At 73.1% G+C, this 25516-nt stretch carries 24 protein-coding genes; 9 read left to right on the top strand and 15 right to left on the bottom strand.

Features of this window, described 5'->3' with window-relative positions; all coding sequences use genetic code 11:
* Positions 1 to 12: 12 nt before the first annotated feature.
* Positions 13 to 2031: a protein kinase gene (locus ACIBG4_RS01005; protein WP_397200094.1), complete on the bottom strand. Its 2019-nt coding sequence runs from the start codon at positions 2029 to 2031 to the stop codon at positions 13 to 15.
* Positions 2032 to 2165: 134 nt separating this feature from the next.
* Here ACIBG4_RS01005 and meaB point away from each other — a divergent pair, with 134 nt between their 5' ends.
* From meaB to ACIBG4_RS00985, 4 genes are all read left to right on the top strand, one after another.
* On the top strand, positions 2166 to 3146 hold the full coding sequence (gene meaB / locus ACIBG4_RS01000; protein WP_397200093.1) for a methylmalonyl Co-A mutase-associated GTPase MeaB: 981 nt from the start codon (positions 2166 to 2168) through the stop codon (positions 3144 to 3146).
* A gap of 80 nt (positions 3147 to 3226) precedes the next feature.
* Positions 3227 to 4171 (top strand): acyltransferase domain-containing protein, encoded by a 945-nt coding sequence (locus ACIBG4_RS00995; protein ID WP_397200092.1) that lies wholly within the window; start codon positions 3227 to 3229, stop codon positions 4169 to 4171.
* A 47-nt stretch (positions 4172 to 4218) separates the two neighbouring features.
* Positions 4219 to 4836, top strand: coding sequence for a TetR/AcrR family transcriptional regulator (locus ACIBG4_RS00990; RefSeq protein ID WP_397200091.1), 618 nt, complete (start codon positions 4219 to 4221; stop codon positions 4834 to 4836).
* Positions 4833 to 5969: an acyltransferase gene (locus tag ACIBG4_RS00985; protein WP_397200090.1), complete on the top strand. Its 1137-nt coding sequence runs from the start codon at positions 4833 to 4835 to the stop codon at positions 5967 to 5969. The genes ACIBG4_RS00990 and ACIBG4_RS00985 overlap by 4 nt, the downstream gene beginning before the upstream one ends.
* A 9-nt stretch (positions 5970 to 5978) precedes the next feature.
* Here ACIBG4_RS00985 and ACIBG4_RS00980 read toward each other — a convergent pair whose 3' ends face one another.
* Positions 5979 to 7736 carry an AMP-dependent synthetase/ligase gene (locus tag ACIBG4_RS00980; protein ID WP_397200089.1) on the bottom strand — a complete coding sequence of 586 codons (1758 nt, stop codon included), beginning with the start codon at positions 7734 to 7736 and terminating at the stop codon, positions 5979 to 5981.
* 179 nt (positions 7737 to 7915) lie between these two features.
* On the opposite strand from ACIBG4_RS00980, the gene ACIBG4_RS00975 reads away from it, so the two are divergent.
* Positions 7916 to 8920 carry a hypothetical protein gene (locus ACIBG4_RS00975; protein WP_397200088.1) on the top strand — a complete coding sequence of 335 codons (1005 nt, stop codon included), beginning with the start codon at positions 7916 to 7918 and terminating at the stop codon, positions 8918 to 8920.
* 128 nt (positions 8921 to 9048) lie between these two features.
* Here the strand turns inward: ACIBG4_RS00975 and ACIBG4_RS00970 are convergent, their stop codons facing one another.
* Both ACIBG4_RS00970 and ACIBG4_RS00965 read right to left on the bottom strand, forming a co-directional pair.
* The gene (locus tag ACIBG4_RS00970; protein WP_310714042.1) at positions 9049 to 9306 is read right to left on the bottom strand and encodes a zf-TFIIB domain-containing protein; all 258 of its coding nucleotides are present in this window, start codon (positions 9304 to 9306) and stop codon (positions 9049 to 9051) included.
* Between the two features lie 57 nt (positions 9307 to 9363).
* Complete coding sequence (locus ACIBG4_RS00965; protein ID WP_310714046.1) at positions 9364 to 10218, bottom strand: phosphotransferase; 855 nt, start codon at positions 10216 to 10218, stop codon at positions 9364 to 9366.
* An 18-nt stretch (positions 10219 to 10236) separates the two neighbouring features.
* On the opposite strand from ACIBG4_RS00965, the gene ACIBG4_RS00960 reads away from it, so the two are divergent.
* Positions 10237 to 11139, top strand: coding sequence for a TIGR03619 family F420-dependent LLM class oxidoreductase (locus tag ACIBG4_RS00960; protein ID WP_397200087.1), 903 nt, complete (start codon positions 10237 to 10239; stop codon positions 11137 to 11139).
* Between the two features lie 62 nt (positions 11140 to 11201).
* Here the strand turns inward: ACIBG4_RS00960 and ACIBG4_RS00955 are convergent, their stop codons facing one another.
* Both ACIBG4_RS00955 and murQ read right to left on the bottom strand, forming a co-directional pair.
* Positions 11202 to 12263 (bottom strand): serine hydrolase domain-containing protein, encoded by a 1062-nt coding sequence (locus tag ACIBG4_RS00955; RefSeq protein WP_397200086.1) that lies wholly within the window; start codon positions 12261 to 12263, stop codon positions 11202 to 11204.
* A 128-nt stretch (positions 12264 to 12391) separates the two neighbouring features.
* The gene (murQ, locus tag ACIBG4_RS00950) at positions 12392 to 13363 is read right to left on the bottom strand and encodes an N-acetylmuramic acid 6-phosphate etherase (RefSeq protein ID WP_397200085.1); all 972 of its coding nucleotides are present in this window, start codon (positions 13361 to 13363) and stop codon (positions 12392 to 12394) included.
* 57 nt (positions 13364 to 13420) lie between these two features.
* Here murQ and ACIBG4_RS00945 point away from each other — a divergent pair, with 57 nt between their 5' ends.
* Positions 13421 to 14533 carry an exo-beta-N-acetylmuramidase NamZ domain-containing protein gene (locus ACIBG4_RS00945; protein WP_397200084.1) on the top strand — a complete coding sequence of 371 codons (1113 nt, stop codon included), beginning with the start codon at positions 13421 to 13423 and terminating at the stop codon, positions 14531 to 14533.
* Positions 14534 to 14535: 2 nt separating this feature from the next.
* Here ACIBG4_RS00945 and ACIBG4_RS00940 read toward each other — a convergent pair whose 3' ends face one another.
* The 8 genes from ACIBG4_RS00940 to ACIBG4_RS00905 all read right to left on the bottom strand — a co-directional run bounded on the left by ACIBG4_RS00940 (position 14536) and on the right by ACIBG4_RS00905 (position 23526).
* Positions 14536 to 15447, bottom strand: a complete 912-nt coding sequence (locus ACIBG4_RS00940) for a GNAT family N-acetyltransferase (protein ID WP_397200083.1) — start codon at positions 15445 to 15447, stop codon at positions 14536 to 14538.
* Positions 15444 to 16454, bottom strand: coding sequence for an ABC transporter ATP-binding protein (locus tag ACIBG4_RS00935; protein ID WP_397200082.1), 1011 nt, complete (start codon positions 16452 to 16454; stop codon positions 15444 to 15446). The genes ACIBG4_RS00940 and ACIBG4_RS00935 overlap by 4 nt, the downstream gene beginning before the upstream one ends.
* Positions 16451 to 17491 (bottom strand): ABC transporter ATP-binding protein, encoded by a 1041-nt coding sequence (locus tag ACIBG4_RS00930; RefSeq protein ID WP_310714059.1) that lies wholly within the window; start codon positions 17489 to 17491, stop codon positions 16451 to 16453. Before ACIBG4_RS00930 ends, ACIBG4_RS00935 begins: the two co-directional genes overlap by 4 nt.
* A gap of 2 nt (positions 17492 to 17493) precedes the next feature.
* Entirely contained in the window at positions 17494 to 18432 is a 939-nt protein-coding gene (locus ACIBG4_RS00925) for an ABC transporter permease (RefSeq protein ID WP_397200081.1), read from the bottom strand.
* Positions 18429 to 19436 (bottom strand): ABC transporter permease, encoded by a 1008-nt coding sequence (locus ACIBG4_RS00920; RefSeq protein ID WP_397200080.1) that lies wholly within the window; start codon positions 19434 to 19436, stop codon positions 18429 to 18431. The genes ACIBG4_RS00925 and ACIBG4_RS00920 overlap by 4 nt, the downstream gene beginning before the upstream one ends.
* A gap of 7 nt (positions 19437 to 19443) precedes the next feature.
* On the bottom strand, positions 19444 to 21270 hold the full coding sequence (locus ACIBG4_RS00915; RefSeq protein WP_397200079.1) for an ABC transporter substrate-binding protein: 1827 nt from the start codon (positions 21268 to 21270) through the stop codon (positions 19444 to 19446).
* Positions 21271 to 21456: 186 nt separating this feature from the next.
* Positions 21457 to 22260, bottom strand: a complete 804-nt coding sequence (locus ACIBG4_RS00910) for an aminotransferase class IV (RefSeq protein WP_397200078.1) — start codon at positions 22258 to 22260, stop codon at positions 21457 to 21459.
* Positions 22261 to 22302: 42 nt separating this feature from the next.
* Positions 22303 to 23526 carry a M20 family metallopeptidase gene (locus ACIBG4_RS00905; RefSeq protein WP_310714071.1) on the bottom strand — a complete coding sequence of 408 codons (1224 nt, stop codon included), beginning with the start codon at positions 23524 to 23526 and terminating at the stop codon, positions 22303 to 22305.
* Positions 23527 to 23597: 71 nt separating this feature from the next.
* Here ACIBG4_RS00905 and ACIBG4_RS00900 point away from each other — a divergent pair, with 71 nt between their 5' ends.
* Positions 23598 to 24377: an HAD-IIA family hydrolase gene (locus ACIBG4_RS00900; protein ID WP_397200077.1), complete on the top strand. Its 780-nt coding sequence runs from the start codon at positions 23598 to 23600 to the stop codon at positions 24375 to 24377.
* A gap of 50 nt (positions 24378 to 24427) precedes the next feature.
* Positions 24428 to 25057 (top strand): hypothetical protein, encoded by a 630-nt coding sequence (locus ACIBG4_RS00895; RefSeq protein ID WP_397200076.1) that lies wholly within the window; start codon positions 24428 to 24430, stop codon positions 25055 to 25057.
* On the opposite strand, the gene ACIBG4_RS00890 is transcribed toward ACIBG4_RS00895, so the two are convergent.
* Positions 25014 to 25487 carry an NUDIX domain-containing protein gene (locus tag ACIBG4_RS00890; protein ID WP_397200075.1) on the bottom strand — a complete coding sequence of 158 codons (474 nt, stop codon included), beginning with the start codon at positions 25485 to 25487 and terminating at the stop codon, positions 25014 to 25016. The two genes, ACIBG4_RS00895 and ACIBG4_RS00890, sit on opposite strands and share 44 nt — an antisense overlap.
* Between the last annotated feature and the right edge of the window lie 29 nt (positions 25488 to 25516).

Raw genomic sequence — 25516 nt, 5'->3', positions numbered from 1 at the left:
GGAAGCGCCCCTCTACGGCTGCGGGCAGAACGTCACGGACAGCGAGCGCTGGCGGGTCACCGGGGTGGTGATGCGCAGCGTGACCAGGTGGGTGCCGCCGTCGGCCGCCAGGGTGCGGGGCGCGTTCAGGACGAGCCGGCCGTCCGGGGCCACGACGGTCGTCGCTCGGCCGGTGACGCGCCCGTCGACCATCCACACGTAGCCGAACGGAAGCTGGTCGCCGGCGCGCTCCACCAGCGCGGTCAGAGCCACGTGGTCACCGGCCCAGCAGGTGCCCTCCCTGGTGCCGACGGCGCGCACGTACGTGAGGGTGAGCCGTCCCGTCACCGGAGCGTCGGTGGGAGAGGCGGTGCCGTCGGGATCGGCGGAGCGGGTGGTGACCGGGTCGGCGGTGCCGGGGTGGGCCGGGGCGGGGGTGCGCGTCCTGGTGGGCCGCTTGCGCGACGGGGACGGCGACGCGGTGGGGGAGGTGCTGGAGGAGGCGCCGACCAGGCTCTGCGACCTCGGCTGCGGGGAGGAAGGGGTCAGCCAGACGATGGCCGCCCCCAGGGCGAGCGCGGTCAGGCCGGAGGCCGCGGCGATGACCAGTGTCTTGGCGCGCCGCCTCCGTGGCGCCGCGGGGGCCGGCTTCCCGCCGGGCTCCGGCTGCCGCTCCCCGGCCGCACCCGGCCCGGCCACCGACTCGTCCTGCGGCCAGGAGTCACGTCGGGGTCCGTCCTGGGGCCACGGCTCGCGCCGGGGTCCGTCCTGCGGCCAGGGGTCACGCCCGGCTTCGTCCTGGGGCCGCGGGCCGCGCGGCGTTCCGTCCTGGGGCCACGGGTCCTCGGGGGCTCCGTCGGCCGGCCACCGCTCACCTTGATCGGCGGTACGGGCCCACGAGGCCGCCTGCGCGGCACCCGCCCCGGCGGAACCGGCCGCGCCCGTGGCGGGTGCGTTCTGACCCCATGTGCTCGGGCCGGACGCGCTCGGGCCGGACGCGCTCGGGCGAGGCGCGCTCGGTGCGGCCGAGGGCTGGGGGGTGTCGAAGGAGTGGTCCTGGGTGGTGGCGGCGGGTGGCCAGACGGGGGCCTGCGGGCCCGTCACCGGGCGGACCGGGTCCGTGGACTGGGAGATCGGCTCCTGCCGGACCGCGGTCTGCGGCGCCGTGTGCCACGCGTCCCCGTGCGTCCCGTGCGGGTCCGTACCGGGAGAGCCCGGCGCGCCGGCGGAGACCGGAGAGCCCGGTGAGCCCTGAGAGCCGGGTGAGGACGCAAGGTCGCCGAGGAGGTGGAGCAGGACCTCGTGCATGGTCGGGCGCCCGGCCGGGGCCTTGGTCAGGCAGCGGGCCACCGCCGCGCGCAGCGGCTGCGGCAGCTCCCCGAGGTGCGGCTCCGCCCGCAGGATGCGGTTGATCACCGCGGGCAGCGAGTCGTCGCCGAACGGCGGCACCCCCGTGGCCGCGAAGACGATCACCGACCCCCACGCGAACACGTCCGCCGCCGGCCCCACCGCCTGTCCCGCGAGCTGCTCAGGCGCCATGTACGCGGGGGTGCCGACCACGTTGCTGGTGGCCGAGAGCTTGGAGTCGAGCGCGCCCGTGACGCCGAACCCGATCACGCGCGGCCCCCCGGGCCCCAGCAGCACGCCGGCCGGCTTGAAGTCGCGGTGGACGAGGCCCGCCCGGTGGATCGCCGCGAGCGCCGTGGCGGTGGCGACCGCGAGCCGCTGGAGCTCCGCGCCCGCCTGCGGTCCCGCCTGCTGCAGCGACGGCCCGTCCACGTACTCGCTCACCACGTACGGCCGGCCGCTGACGGACGCGTCGAGCACCTGGGCGACGTTGACCGGGTCGACCTGGCGGGCGGCGGCCATCTCCCGGGCCAGGCGGTCGTCGCCGGCGAGTCCCTCGTGCAGCACCTTGACCGCCACCGGAGCGCCGTTCGGCGCCTGGGCGAGATAGACGACGCCCTGGGCGCCGGCGCCGAGACGGCCGGCGAGCCGGTAGCGCCCCACCGATGCCGGGTCGCCCTCGCGCAGGGGTTCGACATGGGGCATGAGGGGAGTGACTCCTGTGACGGGTGGGACGACTACGCTCTGCACCTTAGCGTCAAAAGTTATGACTTGGCGGGAGTTAAGCTGATCAAACGGGAAACTCCTAGCAGGTTGGGCCGGCAGGGCAGGGAGGGCGCGTGCGGTCGCTGGAGGACTACGCCGAGGGTGTGCGCGACGGCTCCCGCACCTGGACGGCCCGCGCGATCACGCTGGTCGAGTCCACCCGGCCCGACCACGCCGCCCTCGCGCAACGCCTGCTGGTGGAGCTGACCCCGCTGTCCGGCCGGGCGCGCCGCGTCGGGGTCTCGGGCGTGCCGGGTGTGGGGAAGTCCACATTCGTGGACGCCCTCGGCACCATGCTCACCGGACAGGGTCACCGGGTCGCCGTTCTGGCCGTGGACCCGTCCTCGACGCGTACGGGCGGCAGCATCCTGGGCGACAAGACCCGCATGTCGCGCCTGGCGGCCGACCCGGCCGCGTTCATCCGGCCCTCGCCCACCTCCGGAACCCTGGGCGGCGTCGCCAAGGCCACCCGGGAGGCCATGGTCGTCGTCGAGGCGGCCGGGTACGACGTCGTCCTGGTCGAGACCGTGGGCGTGGGGCAGTCGGAGACGGCGGTCGCCGACATGGTGGACACGTTCCTGCTGCTCACGCTGGCCCGTACCGGAGACCAGCTGCAGGGCATCAAGAAGGGCGTGCTGGAGCTGGCGGACGTCATCGCGGTGAACAAGGCGGACGGCGAGCACGCGACGGCGGCGCGCAAGGCGGCGCGCGAGCTGGCCGGGGCGCTGCGCATGCTCCGCTCCGACAGCACTCCGCCGCCCGTGCTGACGTGCAGCGGGCTCACCGGCGACGGGCTGGCGGAGCTGTGGGAGCACGTGCTGGCGCACCAGGAGGGCCTGGACCTGGACGACAAGCGCCGTCGCCAGCAGGTGGGGTGGACGTGGACGCTGGTGCGCGACCGGCTGCTGTCGGAGCTGCGTCACGACCCGCGGGTCGCGGCCATCGCGGAGGAGGTGGAGAAGGAGGTCCTCGCGGGCACCCTCACCCCGTCGCTCGCCGCCGACCGCCTCCTGTCCGCCTTCACCCGCCCCCGATCAGCCCCTGAACGCTCCTGACCCGCCCCTGAACGTCGCTCGTCGCCGCGCCACGTCTCGTCCGCCGGTCATCGCAGGGCCCGGGGCTACGCTGGACGGCGATGGACATCAAGGCGTTGCTCCGGGACCATCCCGGCTGGCTGGACCACCTGGAGTCCCTCGGCGGCATCGACGTGCAGTTCCCCCGCGATCCCGTCGCCGAGCTGCTGCGGCTGGCCGTCCCGCACGAGGACGTCAACGGCGTCGTCTCCACCCTGCCCGAGCGCGGCACCCCGCAGTGGTGGCTGGTCGAGCGGTGCGTCCACTCGCTCGTCGCCGCGATGGGCCTGGTCGAGCGCGGCCCCGCGTTCCCCGACCGGTTGCCCCCTGAGCTGGGCCCGTACGTGTTCACGCACGTCTTCCTGGGCGCCCTGCCGTACACGAGGGGCTACCACCGGGAGCGCGGCGTCCCCGAAGCGGTGTCCTGGGCGACGTTCACCGACCTGGGCCGCACCATGGCCGCCCACCGCAGGCGCCACGGCGGGCCCGGCCTGCACGCGCCCTGGTGGTTCGCCCTGCACGCCCGCGGCCTCATGTACGACCTGGGCCGCCTCCAGTTCGAGCGCACCCGTCTGGGGCGCACCACCGCCGAGGGCGTCGCCCGGGCCGGGCTGCCCGTCGCCCCGGGAGACGCCGCGCTCGCCGTGCACGTCCCCGACTCCAAGGGGCCGATGACGCCCGAGGCGTGCGACGCGGCGTTCGCGCGGGCCCGCGCCTTCTTCGCCCGGCACTTCCCCGAGGAGCGCCCCCGGGTCGTCACCTGCCACTCGTGGCTGCTGGACGACCAGCTCGCCCGCTACCTGCCGGCCGGCTCCAACATCGTCGCCTTCCAGCGCCGCTTCCACCTGCTGCACCGGTTCGAGGGCAGCGACATGCTGGCGTTCGTCCTCGGGGCCGACGCGTACGGGCCGGAGCTGCCGCGCCGCACGCGGCTGGAGCGGGCGATCGCCGACCACCTCGCGGCGGGCGGCACCTGGTACGGCCGCGCCGGCTGGCTGCCCCTCTGACTCACCGGTCCTACCGATCTTCTGTCCGCCTGTGCTAATTTTTGGCCATGCGGTCAGAAAACAAGCCGAGTGGCCAGAAGGCGCGGTCGTTCATCGAGGAGGCGCGGCGGGACCAGATCGTCCGCTCCGCCGTCGAGGTGATCGCCGAGGTGGGCTTCGCCCGCGCGTCGCTCGCCCGGATCGCCCAGCACGCCGGCATCAGCAAGGGCGTCATCTCCTACCACTTCGCCGGCAAGGAAGAGCTGATGGAGGAAGTGGTCACCCGCGTCTACACGCAGATCGCCGAGTTCGTCGTCGCCCGCATGGAGGGCGCCGAGTCCGCCACCGACCTGCTCAGGACGCACGTCCTGTCCGTGGCCGAGCACATGCGGTCCAACCGCGTCCAGCTCCGGGCCCTCGGTGAGATCTTCACGAACCTGCGCGCGGCCGACGGCACTCCGCGCTACGGCGTCCAGACCAGCGACGAGCTCTACCAGGCGCTGGAGGGGATCTACCGCCACGGGCAGGAACGCGGGGAGTTCCGCGCCTTCGACGTCCGCGTCATGGCCGTCACCCACCAGGCGGCCGTCGACTCCATGTTCGCCTACTGGCAGGCCCACCCGGACCACGATCTGGACGCCCACGCCAGGCAGCTCGCCGACCTCCTCGAAAGGGCCTGCACATGACCACCGAGACCCGATCCGCCACCCGCCTGTTAGCGGTCGACAACCTCCGCGTCGTCCTCACCGCGCTCGTCGTGATCCACCACGTGGCCGTGACCTACGGCAACATCCCGGTGTGGTTCTACGTCGAGCCCGCCCGCGACCCCTCCGGGCTGGCCCTCGACATCCTGGTCACGCTGAACCAGGCGTTCTTCATGGGCTTGTTCTTCCTCGTCTCCGGGTTCTTCAGCCCCGGCTCCCACGACCGCAAGGGCGGGCGGGCGTTCGTCCGCGACCGGCTGGTCCGGCTGGGGATTCCGCTGCTCGTCTTCGTCGTGCTGCTGCGCCCGCTGGTCACGCTGCCGCAGTACCTGGCCCAGGGCCGGGACATGCCGTACGCCGAGTTCTACCTGCGCACCTGGGACCCGGGGCCGATGTGGTTCGCCGAGGTGCTGCTCGTCTTCGCGCTGGCGTACGCGCTGTGGCGGCGTATGCGCGCCGGGCGGGATCGCACGCCGGAAGGCGGACCGGAGGGCGCGCCGGAGGTCGGGCCCGAGGTGACGGCGCGGCGGTCGCCGCCGAGTGTCCGGTCGCTCGTGCTGTTCGCCGCCGGGCTCGCCGCGGTCACGTTCCTGTGGCGGCTCGCGGTGCCCACCGGCACGTACGTCCCCTTCCTCGGGCTGCCCAGCCCCGACTACCTGCCGCAGTACGTGGCCATGTTCGCCGCCGGCACCGTGGCCTTCCGGCGCGGCTGGTTCGAGAGCCTGCCGCGCCGGACCGGCCGCCTGGGCTTCGTCATCGCGGCCGTCGCGGTGGCCGTGCCGCTGCCGCTGTCGGTGCTCACCACGGGCGCGCCGTCCTGGGCCGCCACGGCGCTCTGGCAGTCGTTCTTCGCCGTGGGGCTCATCGCCGGTCTCGTGGTGCTCTTCCGGGAGCGCTTCGACGGGCAGGGCCCGCTCGGCCGGTTCCTGTCGGCGCACGCCTACACGGTGTACGTCGTCCACCCGATCGTGCTCGTCGGCGTCGCCGTGGCGCTGCGCGGGCTGGAGGCGGCGGCCGTCGTCAAGTTCGCGCTGGTGACCGCCGTCTCCCTGCCGCTGTGCTGGGGGCTCGCCTACCTCGTCAGGTCGATCCCCGGCGCGAGGCGCGTCCTGTAGGGGCCGTCCTCATGGCTGGTCGTAGAAGGCGTCGAGGACGTCGCCGTGGCGCTCCTCGACGGCCTTGCGCTTGATCTTCAGGCTCGGCGTCAGCTCGCCCGTTTCGACCGTGAAGTCCTCGCCCAGGATGACGAACTTCTTGATCGTCGCGTAGCTCGCCTCTCCCGCGTTCACCTGGTCGATCGCCCTGCTCACCTCCTCGCGCATCCGCGGGTGCTCCCGCAGCTCCGCGGGGTCGGCGGGCAGGCCCTCGGACTCGGCCCAGGGCCTGACGACCTCCATGTCCAGCGTCACCAGCGCCGTGCAGTAGTTGCGCCGGTCCCCGTGGACGAACACGTGCGACACGTACGGGCAGGCCGCCTTGACCCGGCCCTCCAGGTATGTCGGGGCCACGTACTTGCCGCCCGAGGTCTTGATCAGCTCCTTCTTGCGGTCGGTGATGGTCAGCCGGCCCTGGTCGTCGAGCTCGCCGATGTCGCCGGTGCGCAGCCAGCCGTCCTCCAGCGCCTCAGAGGTCTCCTTCGGCAGCCCGTGGTAGCCGCGCATGATGCCCCGGCCGCCGATCAGCACCTCGCCGTCGTCGGCGATGCGCACCAGCGTCCCCGGCAGCGGCGGGCCGACCGTGCCGAACTTGACCGACTCCGGCCGGTTGAAGAAGCTGCCCGCCGAGGACTCGGTCAGCCCGTAGCCCTCCAGGATCGTCAGCCCGGCCGCGTCGAAGAATTCGGCCATGTCGCGCGACAGGGGCGCGGAGCCCGAGATGAAGAAGCGGATCCGGCCGCCGAACCGTTCGCGCAGCTTGGCGAACACGAGCCGGTCCGCCAGCGCGTACTCGACCCGTGTCGTGAGCGGCACGGCGGCGCCGCGCTGGCGCGCCCGCACCACCCGCAGGCCCGTCTGGCGGGCCCACCGGAAGATGCGCAGCTTGGCCCCGCCCTCGCGCTGCACGGTGGCGGCCACCGTGTTGTGGATCTTCTCGAAGATGCGCGGCGCCGCGGCCATGAACGTCGGCCTGAGCACGCCCAGGTTCTCGGCGATCCGATCGAGCCGGCCGTCCACCGCCGTCGGGACGCCGATGTCGATCATCACGACCTGGAGCAGCTTGCCGAACGAGTGCGACAGCGGCAGCCACAGGAAGTGCAGGTCCTCCTCCGAGATGATGCCGAGCTCGCGGACCGCGCCGCCGGCGTACAGCCAGTTGTCGTGGGTCAGCTCCACGCCCTTGGGCCGGCCGGTCGTGCCGGAGGTGTAGATGAGCGTCGCCAGGTCGTCCTGGCCGATGGCGTCGACCATCGCGTCGTAGTCGCCCTCGCCGCTCAGCGAGTCGAGCCGCACCACCCAGCCGTCCTGGCTGGGGGTGCCGTCGATGACGACCACGTGCTTGACGTCGGGCAGCTCCTCGCGCACCGACCTGACCTTGGCCACCTGGTCGTCGTCCTCGACGATGACGATCGTGCTGCCGGAGTCGGTGATGACGAACGCCGACTCGGCGGCCGTGTTGGACGGGTAGATCGTGGTGGTGGCGGCGCCCGTCGACAGCACCGCCAGGTCGGCGAGGATCCATTCGATGCGGGTGGAGCTGAGGATGGCCACCCGTGTGCCGGGGCCCGCGCCGATCTGCGCCAGGCCGAGGGCCAACCGGCGGACCCGCTCGCCCACCTCCCGCCAGGACAGCGAGGCCCAGCCGTCGTCCGACGGCGTCCGGTACGCCTCGGCGTCAGGGGTGGCGGCGATCCGGTCGCGCAGCAGGGAGGGAATGCTCGACATGCCTGTCCTCCTGGGTGTGATGCAGCCGACTCTAGGCGGAGCGCACCGCGCGAGTCGACAGTCGTGATCGTCCCGTGTCGGTGCGCGGACGACGCGACGGGAGGCGGGGGTGGGGCGGGCGGCGCGGGGGAGGGGACCGCGATTGACGATGGGGGATCAAGACGGCGATAGTGGGACAGGTGGCAGCCCCCCGGATGATCTCCTGCGTCCTCGCCCTGGCGACCTTGACGCTCGGCGCCTGCTCAGCCGCCACTCCCCGGCCCTCGGGCGGCCAGCCCGTGGTCAGCGGCGTGGGCGGCGGCTCCGGAACCGCCTCCTCCGGCGCCCCCTCCTCCGGCACCGCGACGGGCCCCGCCCAGACCGCCGCGCCCAGCGCGTCCGCCCTCGACCCCGCCGCGTACAAGACGGAGCTGGCGACCCGGCGCAAGGCCATGGCCGGCGCCCTCGACTCCATGGTGGCGGCGCGGAAGCCCAAGACGCTCGGCCAGCGGGCGCAGCGGGCCACCGAGGCGATCGAGGACGGCGCCGCCGCGCTCGCCGCGGTCACCCCGCCCGACCAGGTGCGCGCCCAGCACGACGCGTACGTGGCGAGCCTGCGCGACTTCGCCACCGCGCTCGGCGGCACCGCCGGCAAGGTCGGCAGCCGCGACCTGTGCACCTCCTCGGCCGCCCTCACCGACGTGGGCGGCGCGCTCAAGGCCCTGGACCAGGCCGGCCAGGCCCTGCAGCAGGCGGGCGACTACCCGGCCGACGTGGTCACCGTGAAGGCCGGCGCCAAGAAGACCCGGCGCCTCGGCAACGGCACGTTCATCCGCCGGAGCACCCTGAACGGCCGCAGCTCGCTGCAGATCGACAACGGCGGCACCCGCGACGCGGTCGTCACCATGGTCAAGGGCGGCTCGAAGACGGTGAGCGTGTACGTGCGCAAGAAGTCGAAGTTCAAGGTCAGCGGTGTGCGGGACGGCAGTTACAAGATCTACTTCACGCACGGCGTCGACTGGGACGGCAAGGCGCGCGCCTTCACCCGCGAGTGCAGCTTCGAGCGCTTCGAGAAGTCGGTGTCGTTCAAGACCACCTTCACCGCCACCCAGATCCGCTGGCACGACTGGCGGATCACGCTGCACGCCATCAACGGCGGCAACGCCCGCACCGCCGACGTGGACCCCGACGACTTCCCGAGCTGACGGTGCCCATCCGGCATGGAGCAGGCATGCCGCGGTAGGCGCGATGGTGCCTGGCGTCGGGCACGGCGAAGGCCGCGCATCACGGGTGCGCGGCCCTGGCCGTGTCGTCCGGTGTGAGCCGGTGTCCGTCAGGACGAGAACAGCATGCCCACCCAGCTGCGCTGGCGGTGGTGGCCGTAGTGGCCGCCGTGGCCGCCGTGCGGGGCGCCCCAGGCGGGGCCGGGGGCGGGCGGCGGGGGAGCGGCGTGGTAGCTGGCCTCCATCCGGGTCAGCGTCTCCAGCTCGCCGTAGTCGAGGAAGATCCCCCGGCAGTTGTCGCACTGCTCGATGTGGACGCCGTTGCGCTCATAAGTCCGCATGCTGCCGCGGCATTTGGGGCACTGCATCTTCGTCGGTCTCCTTGGCCTCGGATCTGTGAGGAAAACCTACCGCGCGCAACCCCGTCACGCTCTGACGATTCTGTTGCACGCCTCGATCAACGACTGCTCCACCTCGTCGAGTTCCCGGCCGTCGCGGCCGGCGTTGACGACGGCCACGGCGGCCAGCTGGATCGTCACCGCGCGGGCCGGCAGGTCGAGCCGGCGCCACGGGTCGGCGCCGTCGCCGAGGGCGGGCCCGCCGAAGGCCAGGTACGCGCCGAGGAAGCGGTCCCACACGGCCGGGTCGAGCAGCCCCGCCGCGTACCAGCAGGCGGGCCGGGCCAGGTCCCACGCGGGGTCGCCGACGCCGAGGTCGTCCACGTCGATGAGCAGCCACCGGTCGCGGCGGACGAGCTGGCCCAGGTGCCAGTCCCCGTGGGTGAGCAGGCCGGGCGCCGGCTCGGGCTCCGGCAGCTCCGCGAACGCCCGGCGTAACAGCCGCTCGACCGGGCCGTCGCCGGGCATCCGCCGCACCGCGCGGGCCGCGCGCGCCGGTGCGCCCGCCTCGGGCAGCGGCGGCAGCAGCGTCAGCGGGACGGCGTGCAGGCGGGCCAGCAGCCGGGCGCCCTCCTCCCAGGGCGCGGCGTCGAGCTCGTCGTGCGAGACGGGCGTGCCGGCCGGCCACACCGTGACCGCGCGGTCCGCCACCGTGAGCACGTCGGGCCGCAGCGGGGGGAGCAGGAGGCCGCTGAGCGCGGCGGAGGCGGCGGCGCGCACCCGCAGCCGCAGCGCCTCGGCGTCGTCGCGCCGCGAGTGCGCCTTGACCACGACCTCGCCCCGGCGTAACACCACGACGTCGGTGCGGGTGGGGTGGAGGGAGGGCTCCCCCGTGCCACCGTGCGCTCCGGCGATGGCCCCGAGTTCCGCCTGCAGATCCACTCGTACAGACTAGAGGGCATGGGAATCGGATTCGCCGTGCCGCAGTCGGGCCCCTGGGCCACCCCCGCCAACATGCGGCGGGTCGCCGCCAGGGCCGAGGAGCTCGGATACGAGCAGCTGTGGACGTTCCAGAGAGTGCTCTACCCCGTGGGCCACCCGATGGGGCCGATCTACCGCAGCGTGCACGACCCGCTGGTCACCCTGTCGTACCTGGCGGGGGTGACCGAGGCGATCGGGCTGGGCGTGGCCGTGATCAACGCCTACGTGCAGCCGGTCGTGCTGGCCAAGCAGCTCGCGTCGCTGCAGATCCTGTCCGGCGGGCGGCTGACGGCCGGGCTGGGCCTGGGCTGGGTGCGCGAGGAGTTCGAGGCCGCGGGGGTGGGCTTCGAGGGACGGGGCCGGCGGATCGAGGAGTTCACGCAGGTGCTGCGCGAGGCGTGGACGCAGGAGGAGGTCGAGCACTCCGGGGAGTTCTACCGGATCCCGCCGTCCCACCTCGACCCGCGGCCGGCGCAGGCGCCGCCGATCCTGCTCGGCGGCGCGGCCGAGGCCGGGCTGCGCCGGGCGGGCCGCATCGCCGACGGCTGGATCAGCTCCAGCCGGGAGGACCTGGCGGGCATCGAGCCGCGCGTGGCGATCATCAAGGAGGCGGCCCGGGAGGCGGGGCGCGACCCCGAGGCGCTGCGCATCGTCTGCCGCGGCGTCACCCGGGTGCGCCCCGCGGGCGCGGCCGAGGGGGAGCGGCCGCCGCTGACGGGCACGTTCGAGGAGATCCGGCGTGACGTGGACGACCTGACGGCGCGCGGCGTGACGGAGGTCTTCCACGACCTCAACTTCGACCCGGAGATCGTCACTGCCGAGCCCAAGGAGGCCATGCGGCGCGCCGAGGAGGCCCTGGAGGCCCTGGCCCCCGCCTCCTGAGTCCCGGGATCGGCGGGACAGGAGCGATCGGCGGGACAGCGCGATCAGCGGGACAGGCGCGATCAGCGGGACAGGCTCAGGGCCTCGGCGGCCACCGCGCGGCGCAGGTCCCGGATGCCGTCCCGGCCGCGCACCGGGTGCACGGCGTTGGTCAGCAGCACCACCGTCAGCCCGCGCGCCGCGTCCACGACGAGCGACGTCCCCGTGAAGCCGGAGTGCCCGTACGCGCCCTCCAGCGGTCCCACGATGCCCGGGTCGCCGATCCGGACCCCGAGCCCGTGCCGGAAGGGCGCCCCCTCGGCGCCCTGGTCGCAGACCATCTCCGCCACGGTCTCGGGCCGCAGCATCTTGCCGCCGCCGAGCCGCAGCGCCTCGCCGAAGGCCAGCAGGTCGTCGGCCGGGGCGAACAGTCCCGCGTGGCCCGCCACGCCGCCCAGGCCGTAGCTCGTCTCGTCGTGCACCTCGCCGCGCACGCAGCCCGGTGGTGACGTGAGCGGCCGCTCCGGCTTCCACTCGGTGGCCGCGACCCGTGGCAGCAGGCCGGGGCCCGGCCGGTAGCCGGTGGCGGTCAGGCCCAGCACGTCGGTGACGCGGGCACGGACCAGCTCGTCGAGCGGGGCGCCGCCCGCCAGCTCGGCCACGCGGCCCATCGTGACCATGCCGACGTCGGTGTAGAGGTACGGCCCGCCCACGGGGCCGGTGACGGGCGTGTCGATGATCGCGGCCAGCCGGGTGGCGTGGCCGGCGGCGGGCAGCTCCAGGTCGACGCGGCGCGTGGGCTGGAGCCCGGCCGTGTGGGTGAGCAGGCGGCGCGGCGTGATCCGCGGGTCACGGCCGGGCAGCCAGGCCGCCACGGGCTCGTCCAGGCCCAGACGGCCCTCCTCGGCCAGCGACAGGACGACGGCCGTGGTGAACAGCTTGCTCACCGAGGCCAGGTCGAAGATCGAGTCGCGGCGCGCCGGCGGCCGGTCGCCGGCCAGGGTCCCCTCGGCGTCGGCGTACCTGACCAGCTCGCCGGCCACCGCCGCCGCCGCGACCTCGCCGTCCACGGCGACGAGCGCGACCGCCGCCGAGCACACGCGCGGCACCGCCCCGGCCAGGACCGCGTCCAGACCTTCCGCCACCTTCCCTCCCCTCTCCGCTTCGCGTCCTCTCGTCCGGCCACCCGCCACGGGCTCCGGGACCTACGGCTTCCAGGATGCCGTCCCCCGGCACGCCGCCCCCGGGAACCGGCGGCGCCCGGCGCGGCGCGTCAGCCGCTCAGCGCGTCGCTCAGCCGCTCGCCGTGCGACTCCAGCAGCGCCCGCGCCCCCTCCGCGTCGAGCCCGTGCCGGATCATCACCACGGCCGTCTTGGCCTGCCCGCCGGCCTCGTCCACGGCCCGCGCCGCGGTCTCCCGGTCGGTGCCGGTGATGTCGCTGACCATGCGCACCGCCCGATCGGCCAGCTTGCTGTTCATGGCCGACATCTCGATCATCCGGTTCCCGTACGTGCGCCCGAGCCGCACCATCGCGATCGTGGAGATCATGTTGAGCACGAGCTTCTGCGCGGTGCCGGCCTTGAGCCGGGTCGAGCCGGCCACCACCTCGGGTCCCACGACGACCTCGATCGCGTGCTCGGCGGCGGCCGACAGGGGCGCGCCGTCGTTGCACGACAGGCCGACGGTCAGCGCGCCGCGCCGCCGCGCCTCCGCCAGGGCGCCGAGCACGAACGGCGCGCGGCCGCTGGCGGACACGCCCACCACCGAGTCGAGCGGTCCCACCTCCAGGCGCGCCAGGTCCGCGGCGCCGGCCTCGGCGTCGTCCTCCGCGCCCTCCACGGAGCGCGTGAGCGCGTCCGGGCCGCCGGCGATGACGCCCTGGACGAGCTCCGGGTCGGTGCCGAACGTGGGCGGGCACTCCGACGCGTCGAGGACGGCCAGCCGCCCCGACGTGCCGGCGCCGACGTACAGCAGCCGGCCGCCCGAGCCCATCCGCGCGGAGATCGCGTCGATGGCGGCCGAGATGGCGGGGATCACCACCGCGACGGCGGCGGGCACGGCCGCGTCGGCCTGGTTCATCAGGCGCGCGATCTGCTCGGTCGGCAGCCGGTCGATCTGGGAGTAGCGGGGGTCGCTCTGCTCGGTGGCCAGCTCGCCGGACGGCACTGAGGTCTGACCGTCGGCAGGAGCGGCTGACGCACCGGTGGACGACACGGTGGAGGGCTCGGATAGCGGATCAATCATGACGCTAATTTCCACCTTCTCCTTCTCTCTTGTAAATATCTTTCAGATTATGGATTCATGACCTATGTACGAACCGGTGCCGAGCGGCTGGCCGCGGATCCCTCCCTGGCGGGCGGACGGCGGCTCGGCCTCATCACCAACCCCACCGGAGTCCTGCCCGACCTGACCCCCACGTCGCAGGCCCTGCTGGCGGCCGGAGCGCCGCTGGTGGCGCTGTTCGGCCCGGAGCACGGCGTGCGCGGGACCGCGCAGGCGGACTCCAGCGAGCCGGACACGACCGATCCGCGGACCGGGCTGCCGGCCTTGGACACGCACAAGCGCTCCGGCGAGGCGCTGGACGAGGTGGTGGCCCGCTCCGGGGCCGACACGCTGGTCTTCGACATCGCCGACGTGGGGACCCGCTTCTACACCTACGTGTGGACGATGTACGACCTGATGGCCTCGGCCGCGCGGCTGGGGCTGCGGTTCGTGGTGCTCGACCGGCCGAACCCGCTGGGCGGGACCGTGACGGAGGGCCCTGAGCTGGACCCGGCGTTCGCGAGCTTCGTCGGCAGGTTCCCGCTGCCGGTGCGGCACGGCAGGACCGCGGGGGAGCTGGCCGTGCTGTTCGGCTTCGACCTGGACCTGCGCGTCGTCGAGATGGAGGGCTGGCGGCGCGACATGGACGCCGCCGCGACCGGGCTGCCGTGGGTGATGCCGTCGGTCAACATGCCGACCCCCGACACCGTGCTCGCCTACCCCGGGACCGGCCTGTTCGAGGGCACCACGTTCTCGGAGGGGCGCGGCACGACCCGGCCGTTCGAGCTGGTCGGCGCGCCGTTCGCGGACGAGCGGTTCGCCGCCGAGCTGGCCGCGCTGGACCTGCCGGGGGTGCGTTTCCGTGACACCTGGTTCACCCCCACCTTCCACAAGCACGCGGGGACGGCCGTGCGGGGCGTCCAGCTCCACGTGCACGACCGGGCCGCGTTCCGGCCGGTGCTGACCGGCGTGTCCATGCTGCACGTGGCCCGCACGCTCTACCCGGACGGCTTCGGCTGGTGGGGGCCCGAGAACGCCGAGAACCACCTGTGGGGGTCCGACACGCTCACGGCGTGCCTGGACAAGGGCGAGGACCCGCGCCCCCTGTGCCCCGAGCCAGCTCCCCCCGGCGGGCCGCTGCTCTACACCTGACATCACGCCAGGTCGCGCCGGTAGAGCCAGAAGACGCGTTCGGCGCGCGCGCCCACGGCGCGCGCGTAGAACCGCAGCGGCCCCACCCATGCGATCTCGGCGGTGGCCTGGCCGGCGGCGCGCTGCTCGGCCAGGCACCGGCGCAGCAGCACCCGGCCCACGCCGAGCCCGCGTGCCTCCGGCGCCGTGCCCATCGGCCCGAACCACGAGGGCCGCGAGCCCCAGGCGGCGAACCCCAGCACCCGGCCGTCGCGCTCGGCGTAGTGCAGGCCGGTGGCGTTGAGCGCCTCCCAGGCCCAGCGCTCGTTCCAGTGCTCGCCCACGAAGGCGGCCACCCGGCCGCGCTCGTCCCCGTCGTCCGCGCGGCGCACGGCCACCCCCGCCTCGGCCAGGAGCGCGAGGTCGTCCGCCGTGCCGAGCTCGGCCGTGGCGGTGTCGTTGCCCGTGGTGATGTGGGCGGTGGTGAGGCGGGCGGTCATGTTCCAGGCGACGTGGCAGCGCTCGTAGCCCAGGCTCTCGGCCAGGCAGGCGGCGGCGGTGTAGCGGACGTCCACGCCGGGCCAGGCGTAGCACGGCGGGTTGCCGGCGAAGCGGGCCTGCGTCGCGCCCTGCCCGCGCAGCCACTCCTCGGCCGCCCGGACCAGCTCCCGGCCGACGCCGCGCCCCTGCCGCTCCGGGTGGACGGCCAGCAGGTCGAGGTGTCCCACGGAGGGATCCTTGGACGACAGGGACGCCATGACGACGCCGCCGCCCGCCACCAGCGCGGTCCACCTCCGGTCCGCCGGGGGCGCGGCCAGCCGCCGTACGAGCGCGCCGGCCTCGGTGGAGTCGAGCGTCAGCGCGGCCTCGGCGGCCCGCACGGCCTCCCGCAGCTCCGCCCCACCGAGTCCGGCGGCCTGCGGCACCCGGCTCACACGCCGCTCAGCGGGCGGGCGATGACGTCGCGGCGCTCCGGGTGGAAGCACGCGTGCTCCTGCGGGACGCCGTCGGTCGTCCGGAGCAGCGGCAGCTCCGTCTCGCACCGCTCGCTCCGGAACGGGCAACGGCGGGCGAACAGGCAGCCGGAGTCGGCCTTCGACTCGTCCAGCGACTCCAGCGGCACCACCGGCTGCTCGCCGGGCTGCTCCAGCCCGTGCAGCACCGGGATGGCCGACAGCAGCGACTGCGTGTACGGGTGGACCGGGTCGGCGATGACCGTGTCCACCGGCCCCCGCTCCACGACCTGGCCCCGGTAGATGACGTACAGCTCGCCGTCGCCGCCGATGTAGCGGGAGGTGGCCACGTCGTGGGTGATGAACAGCACGGCCACGCCGAGCCGCTCGCGCAGGTCCTTCAGCAGCGCGAGGATGCCCAGCCGCAACGACACGTCGATCATGGAGACGGCCTCGTCGGCGACGAGCATCTCGGGGTCCACGGTCAGCGCGCGGGCGATGACGACGCGCTGCCGCATGCCGCCCGAGAGCTGGTGCGGGTAGCGCGACAGCACGGTGCCCGGGTCGAGGCCGACCAGCGACAGCACCTCGGCGGCCCGCTCCTCCATCCACTTCCTCGACCGGCCGGTCTGCTTCGCGCGCAGCGCCAGCGGAGCCTGGAGGGTCTGGTGGATGGTGCGGGTGGGGTTCAGGGCCGAGTAGGGGTCCTGATGGATCATCTGGATCTTGCGGAAGTGCGGCTGGCGCTGCTTGGTCCTGAGCGGCGTCATCGGCGTGCCGTCGATGGCGATCTCGCCCTCGTCGTACGTCTCCAGCCCGGCGATGATCCGGCCGAGCGTGGTCTTGCCGCAGCCCGACTCGCCGATGAACGAGGCCGCGCCGCCCTTGGCGATGGTGAAGTCGACGCCGCGCAGCGCCCGCACCTCACGCCCGGCGAGCACGCCGCCCCGCTGCTTGAAGGTCTTGGTGATGCCTGTTCCCGTGATCACGCGTGCTCCTTGACGCCCACCGCGTGGCAGGCCACGATCCTCGGCCCGTGTGCGACGGCCGCCGGGTCGTCGCTCTCGCAGACGTCCATGCGCAGGGCGCAGCGCTCCCGGAACACGCAGCCCTGCTTCGGCACGGTCGCCAGCGTCGGCGGCCGGCCGGGCAGCGCCCGCGCCTCGTCGATGTCGCCGACGAGCCGCGGGATGGCCTGGATGAGGCCCCGGGTGTACGGGTGGCTGGGCGCGCCCAGCACCTCGCGGGTCGGTCCCTGCTCGACGAGCCGCCCGCCGTACATGACCGCCAGCCGGTCGGCCACCTCGGCCACCACGCCGATGTCGTGCGTGATGACCAGCGTGGTCAGGCCGCGCTCGGCGTGGACCTCCCGGACGATCTTCAGGATGTTCGCCTGGGTGATCATGTCGAGGGCGGTGGTCGGCTCGTCGAGGACGACCAGGTGCGCGTTGAGCACCAGCGCCAGCATGATGCCGACCCGCTGGCGCATGCCGCCGGACAGCTCGTGCTGGTGCGAGTCGAGGACCCGGGCCCCGTCGAGGCCCATCCGGCCGAGCAGCTCCTTCGCCTCGCGGACCAGGCCGCGCAGGTCGTCCACGCCGTGGGAGCGGCCCAGGTCGAGGAGCTGCTTGCCGACCGTCTTGAGCGGGTTCAGGGAGTTCTGGGCCGCCTGGAAGACGTACCCGATGTGCGCGCCGCGCGCCTTGCGCAGCCGCTCGCCCGCGAGGCCGACGACGTCGCCGAGCCCGTCGATCTCGACGCTGCCCGCCGAGATCCGCCCCGGCGGCTGCACCGCGTTGAGCAGCGACAGCGCCAGCGTGGACTTGCCGGAGCCGGACTCGCCGACGATGCCGGTGATCGAGCCGGGCTCCAGGGTGAGGCTGACGTCGCGGACGGCCGGCAGCTCGCCGGCGGGGGTCTTGTAGACGACGGTCAGGCCGTCGATGCGCACCCCGGGGGCGGGCGTCGCCGGCGCCGTGACCGGCTCGGGCGCCGCCTGCGGGGCTGCCGTCTCTGGCTGTGCCACCGTTACTCCTCACGCAGCCGGGGGTTGAAGATCTCGTCCATGGCGTCGACCACGAGCACGATGCCGAGCGTCAGCAGCAGGATCGCGAGCAGCGGCGCCAGCAGGTAGCCGAGCGCGTAGGGGGTGATCATCGCGCCGGCCTGGAAGACGGCCAGGTTGAGCATCACGCCCCAGTTGTTCGACTCGTACGGCAGCACGCCGAGGAAGAACAGGCCGACCTGCGCGTACACGGCGCCGGTGACCGCGATGAGCATGTTCATCGCGATGTACGGCGCCATGCTCGGCAGCAGCTCCTTGCCGATGATGTGGCGCGTGGACAGGCCGAGGCCGCGCGCCGCCTCGATGAAGCCGCGCTCGCGCAGCGACAGCGTCTGCGCCCGCACCGCGCGGGCCACGCCGCCCCAGCCGAGCAGGCCGAGCACCAGGCCCATCTGCAGCGGGTTGCCGAACTTCCAGACCGTCGCGAGGACGAGCAGCAGGGGCAGGCCGGGGATCGTCAGCTTCATGTCGGTGACCCGCATGAGCACGGTGTCCCAGCGGCCCCGCTTGAAGCCGGAGAACAGGCCGAGCCCGGTGCCGAAGACCACGGTGATGAGCGCGGTGACGGCGGCGCTGAGCAGCACGTACCGGGAGCCGGTGATGACCAGCGCCAGCACGTCGCGGCCCTGCGGGTCGGTGCCGAACCAGTGCTCCCAGCTCGGCGGCTGGGTGATCGCGTTGGCGTTGTCCGGCAGCTGGTCCGGGTAGAACATCGGCCCGAAGATCGCCATGAAGGCGAAGCCCACGAGGATGACCGCGCCGGCCAGCCGGCTGGGCTTGCGCCTCATCACCCGCCACACGCCGCGCCAGAAGTTGCGCCGCATGGTCGAGGCCGTGGACGGGGCCCCGGGCCCCGCGCCGGTCCCGCCGGACGCCGCCTCGGGGATGAGCGTGGCGCTCATGACGCCTCCTCTCCGCTGCGCACCCGCGGGTCGATCGTGGTGTAGAACAGGTCGGCCACGATGTTCGCCACGATCACCGCCGTCGTGATGAGCAGGAAGGCCCCGCTCATCAGCGCGTAGTCGCGGTCGTTGACGCCGTTGATGAGCATCAGGCCCAGGCCCGGATAGTTGAAGATCTTCTCGATGAAGACGGCGCCGCCGAGCAGCAGCCCGAGCGACAGCGCCAGGATCGTGAACAGCGGCAGGATCGCGTTGCGCGCGATGTAGCGGAAGACGATCGAGCGCTTCATCCCGCGCAGCTCCGCGGCCAGGATGAAGTCGTCGCCCAGGACGGTCACCACACTCGACTTCATCGCCAGGACCCAGCCGCCGTACGCCGACAGGGCGTAAGTGACGACCGGCAGCACGGCGTGCTCGGCGAGCGAGCCGATGTAGCCGGCGTTGAACCCGGGCTCGAAGAGGATGTCCACCGGCCCGTCGGCGGGCAGGATGGGGATGAGCGTCGCGAAGATCACCACGAGCAGCATCGCCAGCACGTACTGCGGGATGCCGTGCAGCAGCGAGCCGGAGATCGCCAGGGCGTCGCCCAGCTTGCTCTTGCGCTTGATCGCCGCGAACACCCCGAGCATGACGCCGACGAGGAAGCTGAGCAGCGTGCCGGCCAGCACCGGCAGCACCGTCCACTTGGCCGCCTCGCCCAGCACGTCGAGGACGGGGGTGCCCGGCCTGCTGACGGAGACGCCGAGGTCCAGGTGGACCAGCCCGGCCATGTAGTCGGTGTACTGCTGCCACAGGGTGCCCGTCGGCTGGAAGCCGTAGAGCACCTTGACGGCCTGCGCGGCCGCCTCCGGGGACATGCCGCCCTCGATCAGCTTCTCGTAGCGGGCGGCCATGGGGTCGCCCGGGATGTTGTTCACGATGAAGAAGCTGACCGTGGCGACCACAAGGATCATGACGAGCCCGCGGGCCAGGTGGCCCGCGAGTCGCCGTGCGATGACCGTCATAAGTGCCTTACTGCTTCGCCTTGACCATGCCGAGCTGGATCCACACGCCGGCGGGGAGCACCCCGGTGCCGAGGCGGAGGATCTCGTCGTCGTGCGGCCAGCCGGTGAAGCGGCTGTTGTTGACGAACTGGTTGTTGACGTAGTCCCAGAGCTGGATGACCGGCAGGTCCTGGTTGGCGGCGGTGGCCAGCTGGGCCATGATCGGCTTGGCCTGGTCCTCGGTCGCCGTGTTCAGCTTGCCGGTCAGCTCACCCGGGTTGATCTTGGTGCCGTCGACCTCGATCTCCTCGGGGCCGCCCATCCAGTTGCCGCCCTTGCCGGGCGCGGCGTGCGTGACCTTGCCGGCGACGTTGGTCCAGCCGTTGGAGGCGCCGTAGAGGCGCTGGAAGATGTCGTACGGCGCGGGGCCGAGCGCCATCAGCCAGAAGCCGACGTCGTACTTGCCGGCCGCCAGCTCCTCAAGGTAGAGCGGGTAGTCGGTGGTGGTCACGACCTCGGCGTCGATGCCGTTCTTGACGAGCTGGCTCTTGATGTTCTCCTGGGCCGACAGCCAGTCGGAGAAGCCGGACGGCGCGTGCATGGAGACCTTCCACGGCGTGCCGTCGGCGAGGGTCCACTTGCCGTCCTTCTTGGACAGGCCGGCCTGCTTGAACTCGGCCTCCGCCTTGGCCGCGTCCACCTTGTACGGGTCGAGCTTGGGGAGCGTGTCCGGGATCCAGGCCGCGGCGGCCTTCTGGTGGATGCCGCTGGTGGTCACGGCCGGGGTGCCGCCCTCCGGCGAGGCGACCTTGGTGACCTGGTCGCGGTCGATGAGGTAGGCCAGGCCGCGGCGCACGTGCACGTTGTCGTACGGCTTCTTGGACTGGTTGAAGGCCATGCTCACGGCCACCGGCGAGTAGCCCTTGATGACCTCGTTGCCCGGCGCCTGCTTGATCCGGTTCATCACGTCCGTGGGGGCCGCGACGAAGCCGGACTGGTCGAGCTTGCCGGCGGTGAGGTAGTTCCAGATCTGCTCGTTGCCGGTGTAGTTGAGGAACTTCACCTGGGCCGGGGCCACGTTGGCGACGTTGTAGAAGTTCTTGTTCTTGACCAGCAGCGCCTCGCCGGGGTTGACCCGCTCCAGCACGAACGGGCCGGCCGAGACGTCCTTGGGCGGGGCGAAGGTGAGGACCTTCTGGCCGAACGCGGTGATGTCGGCGCGCGCCTTCTCGGCGTCGGCGCCGTCACCGCGGGCGGTCTTCAGCGTGTCCCAGAACGTCGCGGGCAGGACGTCCTTCCAGACGTGCGAGGGCAGGACCGTGGTGTCCAGCACGCCGCGCACGAACTTGGGGCTCGGGTTGGCCATCTCCTGCGTGATCTTCAGGGTCTTGTCGTCCACCACGGTCACGTCCGCGGCCGCTCCCGCGGCGCCCGGGGTGACTGAGAAGGCGGTGCTGCCCTGGGTGTAGGCGATGCCGATGGACATCTTGACGTCCTCGGCGGTGACCGGCTGGCCGTCCGACCACTTCGCGTTCGGCTGCAGCTTCAGCGTGATGGCGGAGTTGTCGGGGGCGACCTCCCAACTGGCCGCGATGCCGGGGAGCGCCTGGTTCGGGTCCGTCAGGTGGTTCTTGACCCAGCCCAGCTTCATGGAGTTGAAGCCGGGGAACGAGTTCCCCTTCGGGTTGTACGGGTTGGCCGGCGCCGACGCGTCCAGGCCGGGCCTGTTCACGTCGATCGTGGTGAAGAGCCCGCCACCTCCGCCCGAACCGGACTTGTTGGTGGAACCACCGCTGCTGCACGCTGTCACGGTGGCAAGGCCCAGCAACGCCACTACCGCTGCTAGTCGCTTCATGTTCCGCTCCGGGGGATGTCTCGCCTGTTCAGGATCTGCAGGATTGACCCGGACCCTACGGTCGGGGGAAAGACGCGTCAATAATCTCCAGGGGTTGTGAGGTTAATGTAACTTTCCTTCATCGGTGTCCGCAATGGCGCTCGGCGCCATCCCGTCCGGGGCCCGTCCAGAGCCCGGACCCGCGGGTCAGAGCACGTCCCAGGGCACGCCCTCGTAGGCCGCCGCCACCCGCGCCATGGCCGTCTCGTCCGTCTTCAACGGCAGGTCGCCCACCCGGCACACCGGCACGACGCCCCACGAGTTGGTCATGAAGACCGCCGGATGGGCCGGCAGATCCGCCACCGTGAGCGGGCGCCGCTCGGCCGGCAGCTCGCCCTCCAGCAGCGCCATCGTGATGCCGCGCAGCATCGGCGCCTGCGGCCAGACGATCCGCTCCCCGTCGGAGCAGCCCAGGTTGGCGATCGTCCCTTCGGAGATCAGGCCGTCCGGCCCCACGAGCAGCGCGTCGTCGAAGCCCTCGGCCCTGGCCCGCAGACCGAGGTGGGCCTGCGGGAAGCCGCCGAGGTGCTTGATGTGCGGCAGATAGCGCTGGTAGGGCACCGGGAGGAGGGCCTGCGGCCCGGCCGGCCACGCGTGCGCAGGGGCCGCCGTGGCGATCACCCGCAGGCCGTCGCGCTCGGCGACGATCACCCGCACGCTCGCGTCGGGCTCGCCCCGCAGGGCCAGGCGGGCGGTGGCCAGGACGAGCTCCTCGTCGAGGGCCGTGCCGAACAGCTCCCGGGTGGCCTCGCGGAGGCGGTCCAGGTGCAGGGCCAGGCCGCGCACCCGGCCCCCGCGCACCTGCATGGCGGTGAAGTGGCCGTAGCGGGCCGCCACGGCCGCCCCGAGGTCGGCGGCACCGGCGGCCCGTCCGTCGATGGCGACATGATCGATCATGCCGCCCAGCGTACGGACCGCGGCCGAGCCGTCCAAGGTACGGACACCGGTCATGACGTCCAGCGTACGGACCCGCGCGGAGTGCTCCGGCGCAGGTCAGGAGGCCAGGGTCGCCGCCGCCGTCAGCCGGTCGCAGGCCAGCGTCGCCAGCAGCGCCGCGCCGTCCGGCACCACCGCGTCGTCGAACCGCGCCTCGGGCGAGTGGTTGTACGGCGCCGCCGCCGGGTCGAGGTCCGCCGGGCACGCGCCCAGGAACAGGAACGCGCCCGGCACCCGCTCCAGCACGTACGAGAAGTCCTCCGAGCCCATCACCGGCTGCGGCGTGACGAAGAACCGGCCGGGCCCGAACAGCTCACCGGCCGTCCGCTCGGCGAAGCCGGCCTCGTCCGCGTCGTTCACCGTCACCGGGTAGCCCATGCCGAACGACGTCTCCACGCCCAGCGCGTGCGCCGCCGCGACGCCCTCCACCACCTCGACCAGCCGCCGCTTCACCACGGCCCGCGCGTCCGCGCTGAACGTCCGGACCGTCGCCTCGAACCACGCCTCGTCCGGGATCACGTTGTCGGCCGTCCCGCCGTGGAACTGCCCGACCGTGACCACCACCGGGTCGAACACGTCGAACGTGCGCGTGACCATCGTCTGCAGCTCCGTCACCATCGCGCAGCCCGCCTGCACCGGGTCCAGCGCCCGGTGCGGGCTGGAGCCATGGCCGCCGCGCCCCTTCACCTTCACCCGGAAGACGTCGGCCGCCGCCATGATCGGCCCCGGCCGCGAGGTGAACAGCCCCGGCGGCAGCATCGAGGAGATCACGTGCAGCCCGTACGCCGCGACCGGCCGGGGCCCCGCCGCCTCCAGCACGCCCTCGTCGATCATGACCTTGGCGCCCTCGAACCCCTCCTCGCCGGGCTGGAACATGAACACGACGTCGCCCGGCAGCTCCTCGCGCCGCTCGCTCAGCAGCCGCGCCGCCCCCGCCAGCATCGCGGTGTGCAGGTCGTGGCCGCACGCGTGCATCCGGCCCTCGATCTCCGAGCGGTACGGCAGGTCGTTCCGCTCCGTGACGGGCAGGCCGTCCATGTCGCCCCGCAGCAGCACGACCGGGGCCTCCCCGCCGGCCGGCCGCCGCCCGCCGCGCAGCACGGCGGTGACGGAGCTGAGCGCGGTGCCCGTCGTGATCTCCAGGGGCAGCCCGTCGAGCGCCGCCAGGACCTTCTCCTGGGTGCGCGGCAGCACGAGGCCCAACTCGGGGGTGGCGTGCAGGGAGCGGCGCAGCGCGACCAGCTCGTCCCGCAGGTCACGGGCGGATTCAGTGAACGGCATGTGCGACATAGGCACTATTCGCTCACATGCCGGTCGCGAAGTCGACCAGACCCCCTCGGTACGATGACCGGGTGACCGAGCGTAAACGGATTGATTACTGGCTCTCCGACATGGACGGCGTCCTCGTGCACGAGGGCCGCCCGGTGCCCGGCGCCGACACCTTCATCAAGCGGCTCAGCGAGTCGGGCAAGCCGTTCAGGGTGCTGACCAACAACTCGATCTACACCCCGCGCGACCTGTCCGTACGGCTGGCGGCGGCCGGGCTGGAGGTGCCGGAGGGGTCGATCTGGACCTCCGCGATGGCGACCGCCGAGTTCCTCGACGACCAACGGCCCGGCGGCTCGGCGTACGTGATCGGCGAGGCCGGGCTGACCACGGCCCTGCACGAGGTCGGCTACGTGCTCACCGACCTCGACCCGGACTACGTCGTGCTCGGCGAGACGCGCACCTACAGCTTCACCCAGATCACCCGCGCGATCCGGCTCATCGAGAACGGCGCCCGCTTCATCGCCACCAACCCCGACCCGATCGGCCCCTCCACCGAGGGCTCCCTGCCGGCCTGCGGCGCGGTCGCCGCGATGATCACCAAGGCGACGGGCGTGGACCCGTACTTCGTCGGCAAGCCCAACCCCCGGATGATGCGCAGCGCGCTCAACGCCATCGAGGGCCACAGCGAGACGACCGCGATGATCGGCGACCGCATGGACACCGACGTCGTGTGCGGCATGGAGGCCGGCCTCTACACGATCCTCGTCCTCACCGGCGTCACCCAGCCCCAGCAGATCGACCGCTTCCCCTACCGGCCCTCGCTCGTCGTCGGCTCGGTGGCCGAGCTCGTCGATCTCGTGTGAGCCGCCGTACCTGACAGCTCCTGACAGGTACGGCTGGCATGGTGGAGACCATGACCCGTGTCTATCTGGAGCTCGGCCCCAAGAAGGTCTTCGCCTGCTCGCTGGAGTGGCCCGGCTGGTGCCGGGTCGCCAAGGGCGAGGAGGCGGCGCTCGACCTGCTCGTGGAGTACGCCCCCCGCTACCGGGCGATCGCGGAGCGGGCCGGCCTGGCGTTCGAGCCGGGGGAGCCGGCCGTGACCGCCCGGGTGCCCGGCGACATGACCACGGACTTCGGCGCGCCGTCCGCCACGCCGGACCTGGACCTGGAGCCCCTCGGGGCGGAGGAGGCAGCCCGGCAGGTGGCGCTGCTGCGGGCCGCCTGGGAGCTGTTCGACGAGACCGTGGCGGCCTCGCCGGAGGAGCTGCGCAAGGGTCCGCGCGGCGGCGGGCGCGACACGTCGAAGATCTACGACCACGTCGTGGAGGCGGAGCGCTCCTACGCCCGCAAGCTCGGCGTGCGGCACAAGCCGTACGCCTCGCGTGAGGACCGCGACGCGATGCGCGAGGAGCTCGCCGGGGTGCTCGCCCGGCCCTGGCAGCCGCCGGGCGACACCGGGTGGACGCCCCGCTACGCCCTGCGGCGCGTGGCCTGGCACGTCATCGACCACCTGTGGGAGATCGAGGACCGTCGCGGCGGATGAGCCGGGGCAGGGCCGCGATGTGCTCCGACAGGTAGCCCGCGACCGGCTCCGGCACCACGTGCCGCGAGGTGATCTCCGAGGGGAGCAGCGGCACCCGTTCCACCTCGTAGCGCCCGCGCGCCGGGTCGTCCACCTCCGGGCCGTGCCGCAGCGCCCAGTCCATGCCGGCCAGGCGGCAGCCGTACAGGTGCTGCACCTTCACCCCGCCCTGCCACGGATAGCTCACCGTGGTCAGCGGTGTGACGCCCGACACCGTCGCGCCCAGCTCCTCCAGCAGCTCCCGGCGCAGGGTGTGCTCCAGCGTGGCGTCCTCGGGCTCCACATGGCCGCCGGGGACCGACCAGTAGACCTCGCGTCCCGGAACCGTGCGCCGGAACAGCATCAGCCGCTCGTCGCCGTCGAGCAGCAGGCCACGCACGCTGGGAAGCATGACGGCACCTTACGGGACGGGGACCACCT

This window comes from Nonomuraea sp. NPDC050383, assembly GCF_044459125.1.
Lineage (GTDB): Bacteria > Actinomycetota > Actinomycetes > Streptosporangiales > Streptosporangiaceae > Nonomuraea.
This window is presented reverse-complemented; position numbering and strand designations above follow the sequence as displayed.

Excerpts from the sequence above, each read along its gene's own strand:
- ACIBG4_RS00925 (WP_397200081.1), bottom strand. The coding sequence starts at position 18,432 with ATGAGCGCCACGCTCATCCCCGAGGCGGCGTCCGGCGGGACCGGCGCG.
- ACIBG4_RS00915 (WP_397200079.1), bottom strand. The coding sequence starts at position 21,270 with ATGAAGCGACTAGCAGCGGTAGTGGCGTTGCTGGGCCTTGCCACCGTG.
- ACIBG4_RS00970 (WP_310714042.1), bottom strand. The coding sequence starts at position 9,306 with ATGCAGTGCCCCAAATGCCGCGGCAGCATGCGGACTTATGAGCGCAAC.
- ACIBG4_RS00905 (WP_310714071.1), bottom strand. The coding sequence starts at position 23,526 with ATGCCGTTCACTGAATCCGCCCGTGACCTGCGGGACGAGCTGGTCGCG.
- ACIBG4_RS00890 (WP_397200075.1), bottom strand. The coding sequence starts at position 25,487 with ATGCTTCCCAGCGTGCGTGGCCTGCTGCTCGACGGCGACGAGCGGCTG.
- murQ (WP_397200085.1), bottom strand. The coding sequence starts at position 13,363 with ATGATTGATCCGCTATCCGAGCCCTCCACCGTGTCGTCCACCGGTGCG.
- ACIBG4_RS00920 (WP_397200080.1), bottom strand. The coding sequence starts at position 19,436 with ATGACGGTCATCGCACGGCGACTCGCGGGCCACCTGGCCCGCGGGCTC.
- ACIBG4_RS00945 (WP_397200084.1), top strand. The coding sequence starts at position 13,421 with ATGACCTATGTACGAACCGGTGCCGAGCGGCTGGCCGCGGATCCCTCC.
- ACIBG4_RS01005 (WP_397200094.1), bottom strand. The coding sequence starts at position 2,031 with ATGCCCCATGTCGAACCCCTGCGCGAGGGCGACCCGGCATCGGTGGGG.
- ACIBG4_RS00910 (WP_397200078.1), bottom strand. The coding sequence starts at position 22,260 with ATGACCGGTGTCCGTACCTTGGACGGCTCGGCCGCGGTCCGTACGCTG.
- ACIBG4_RS00895 (WP_397200076.1), top strand. The coding sequence starts at position 24,428 with ATGACCCGTGTCTATCTGGAGCTCGGCCCCAAGAAGGTCTTCGCCTGC.
- ACIBG4_RS00980 (WP_397200089.1), bottom strand. The coding sequence starts at position 7,736 with ATGTCGAGCATTCCCTCCCTGCTGCGCGACCGGATCGCCGCCACCCCT.
- ACIBG4_RS00995 (WP_397200092.1), top strand. The coding sequence starts at position 3,227 with ATGGACATCAAGGCGTTGCTCCGGGACCATCCCGGCTGGCTGGACCAC.
- ACIBG4_RS00960 (WP_397200087.1), top strand. The coding sequence starts at position 10,237 with ATGGGAATCGGATTCGCCGTGCCGCAGTCGGGCCCCTGGGCCACCCCC.
- ACIBG4_RS00985 (WP_397200090.1), top strand. The coding sequence starts at position 4,833 with ATGACCACCGAGACCCGATCCGCCACCCGCCTGTTAGCGGTCGACAAC.
- ACIBG4_RS00990 (WP_397200091.1), top strand. The coding sequence starts at position 4,219 with ATGCGGTCAGAAAACAAGCCGAGTGGCCAGAAGGCGCGGTCGTTCATC.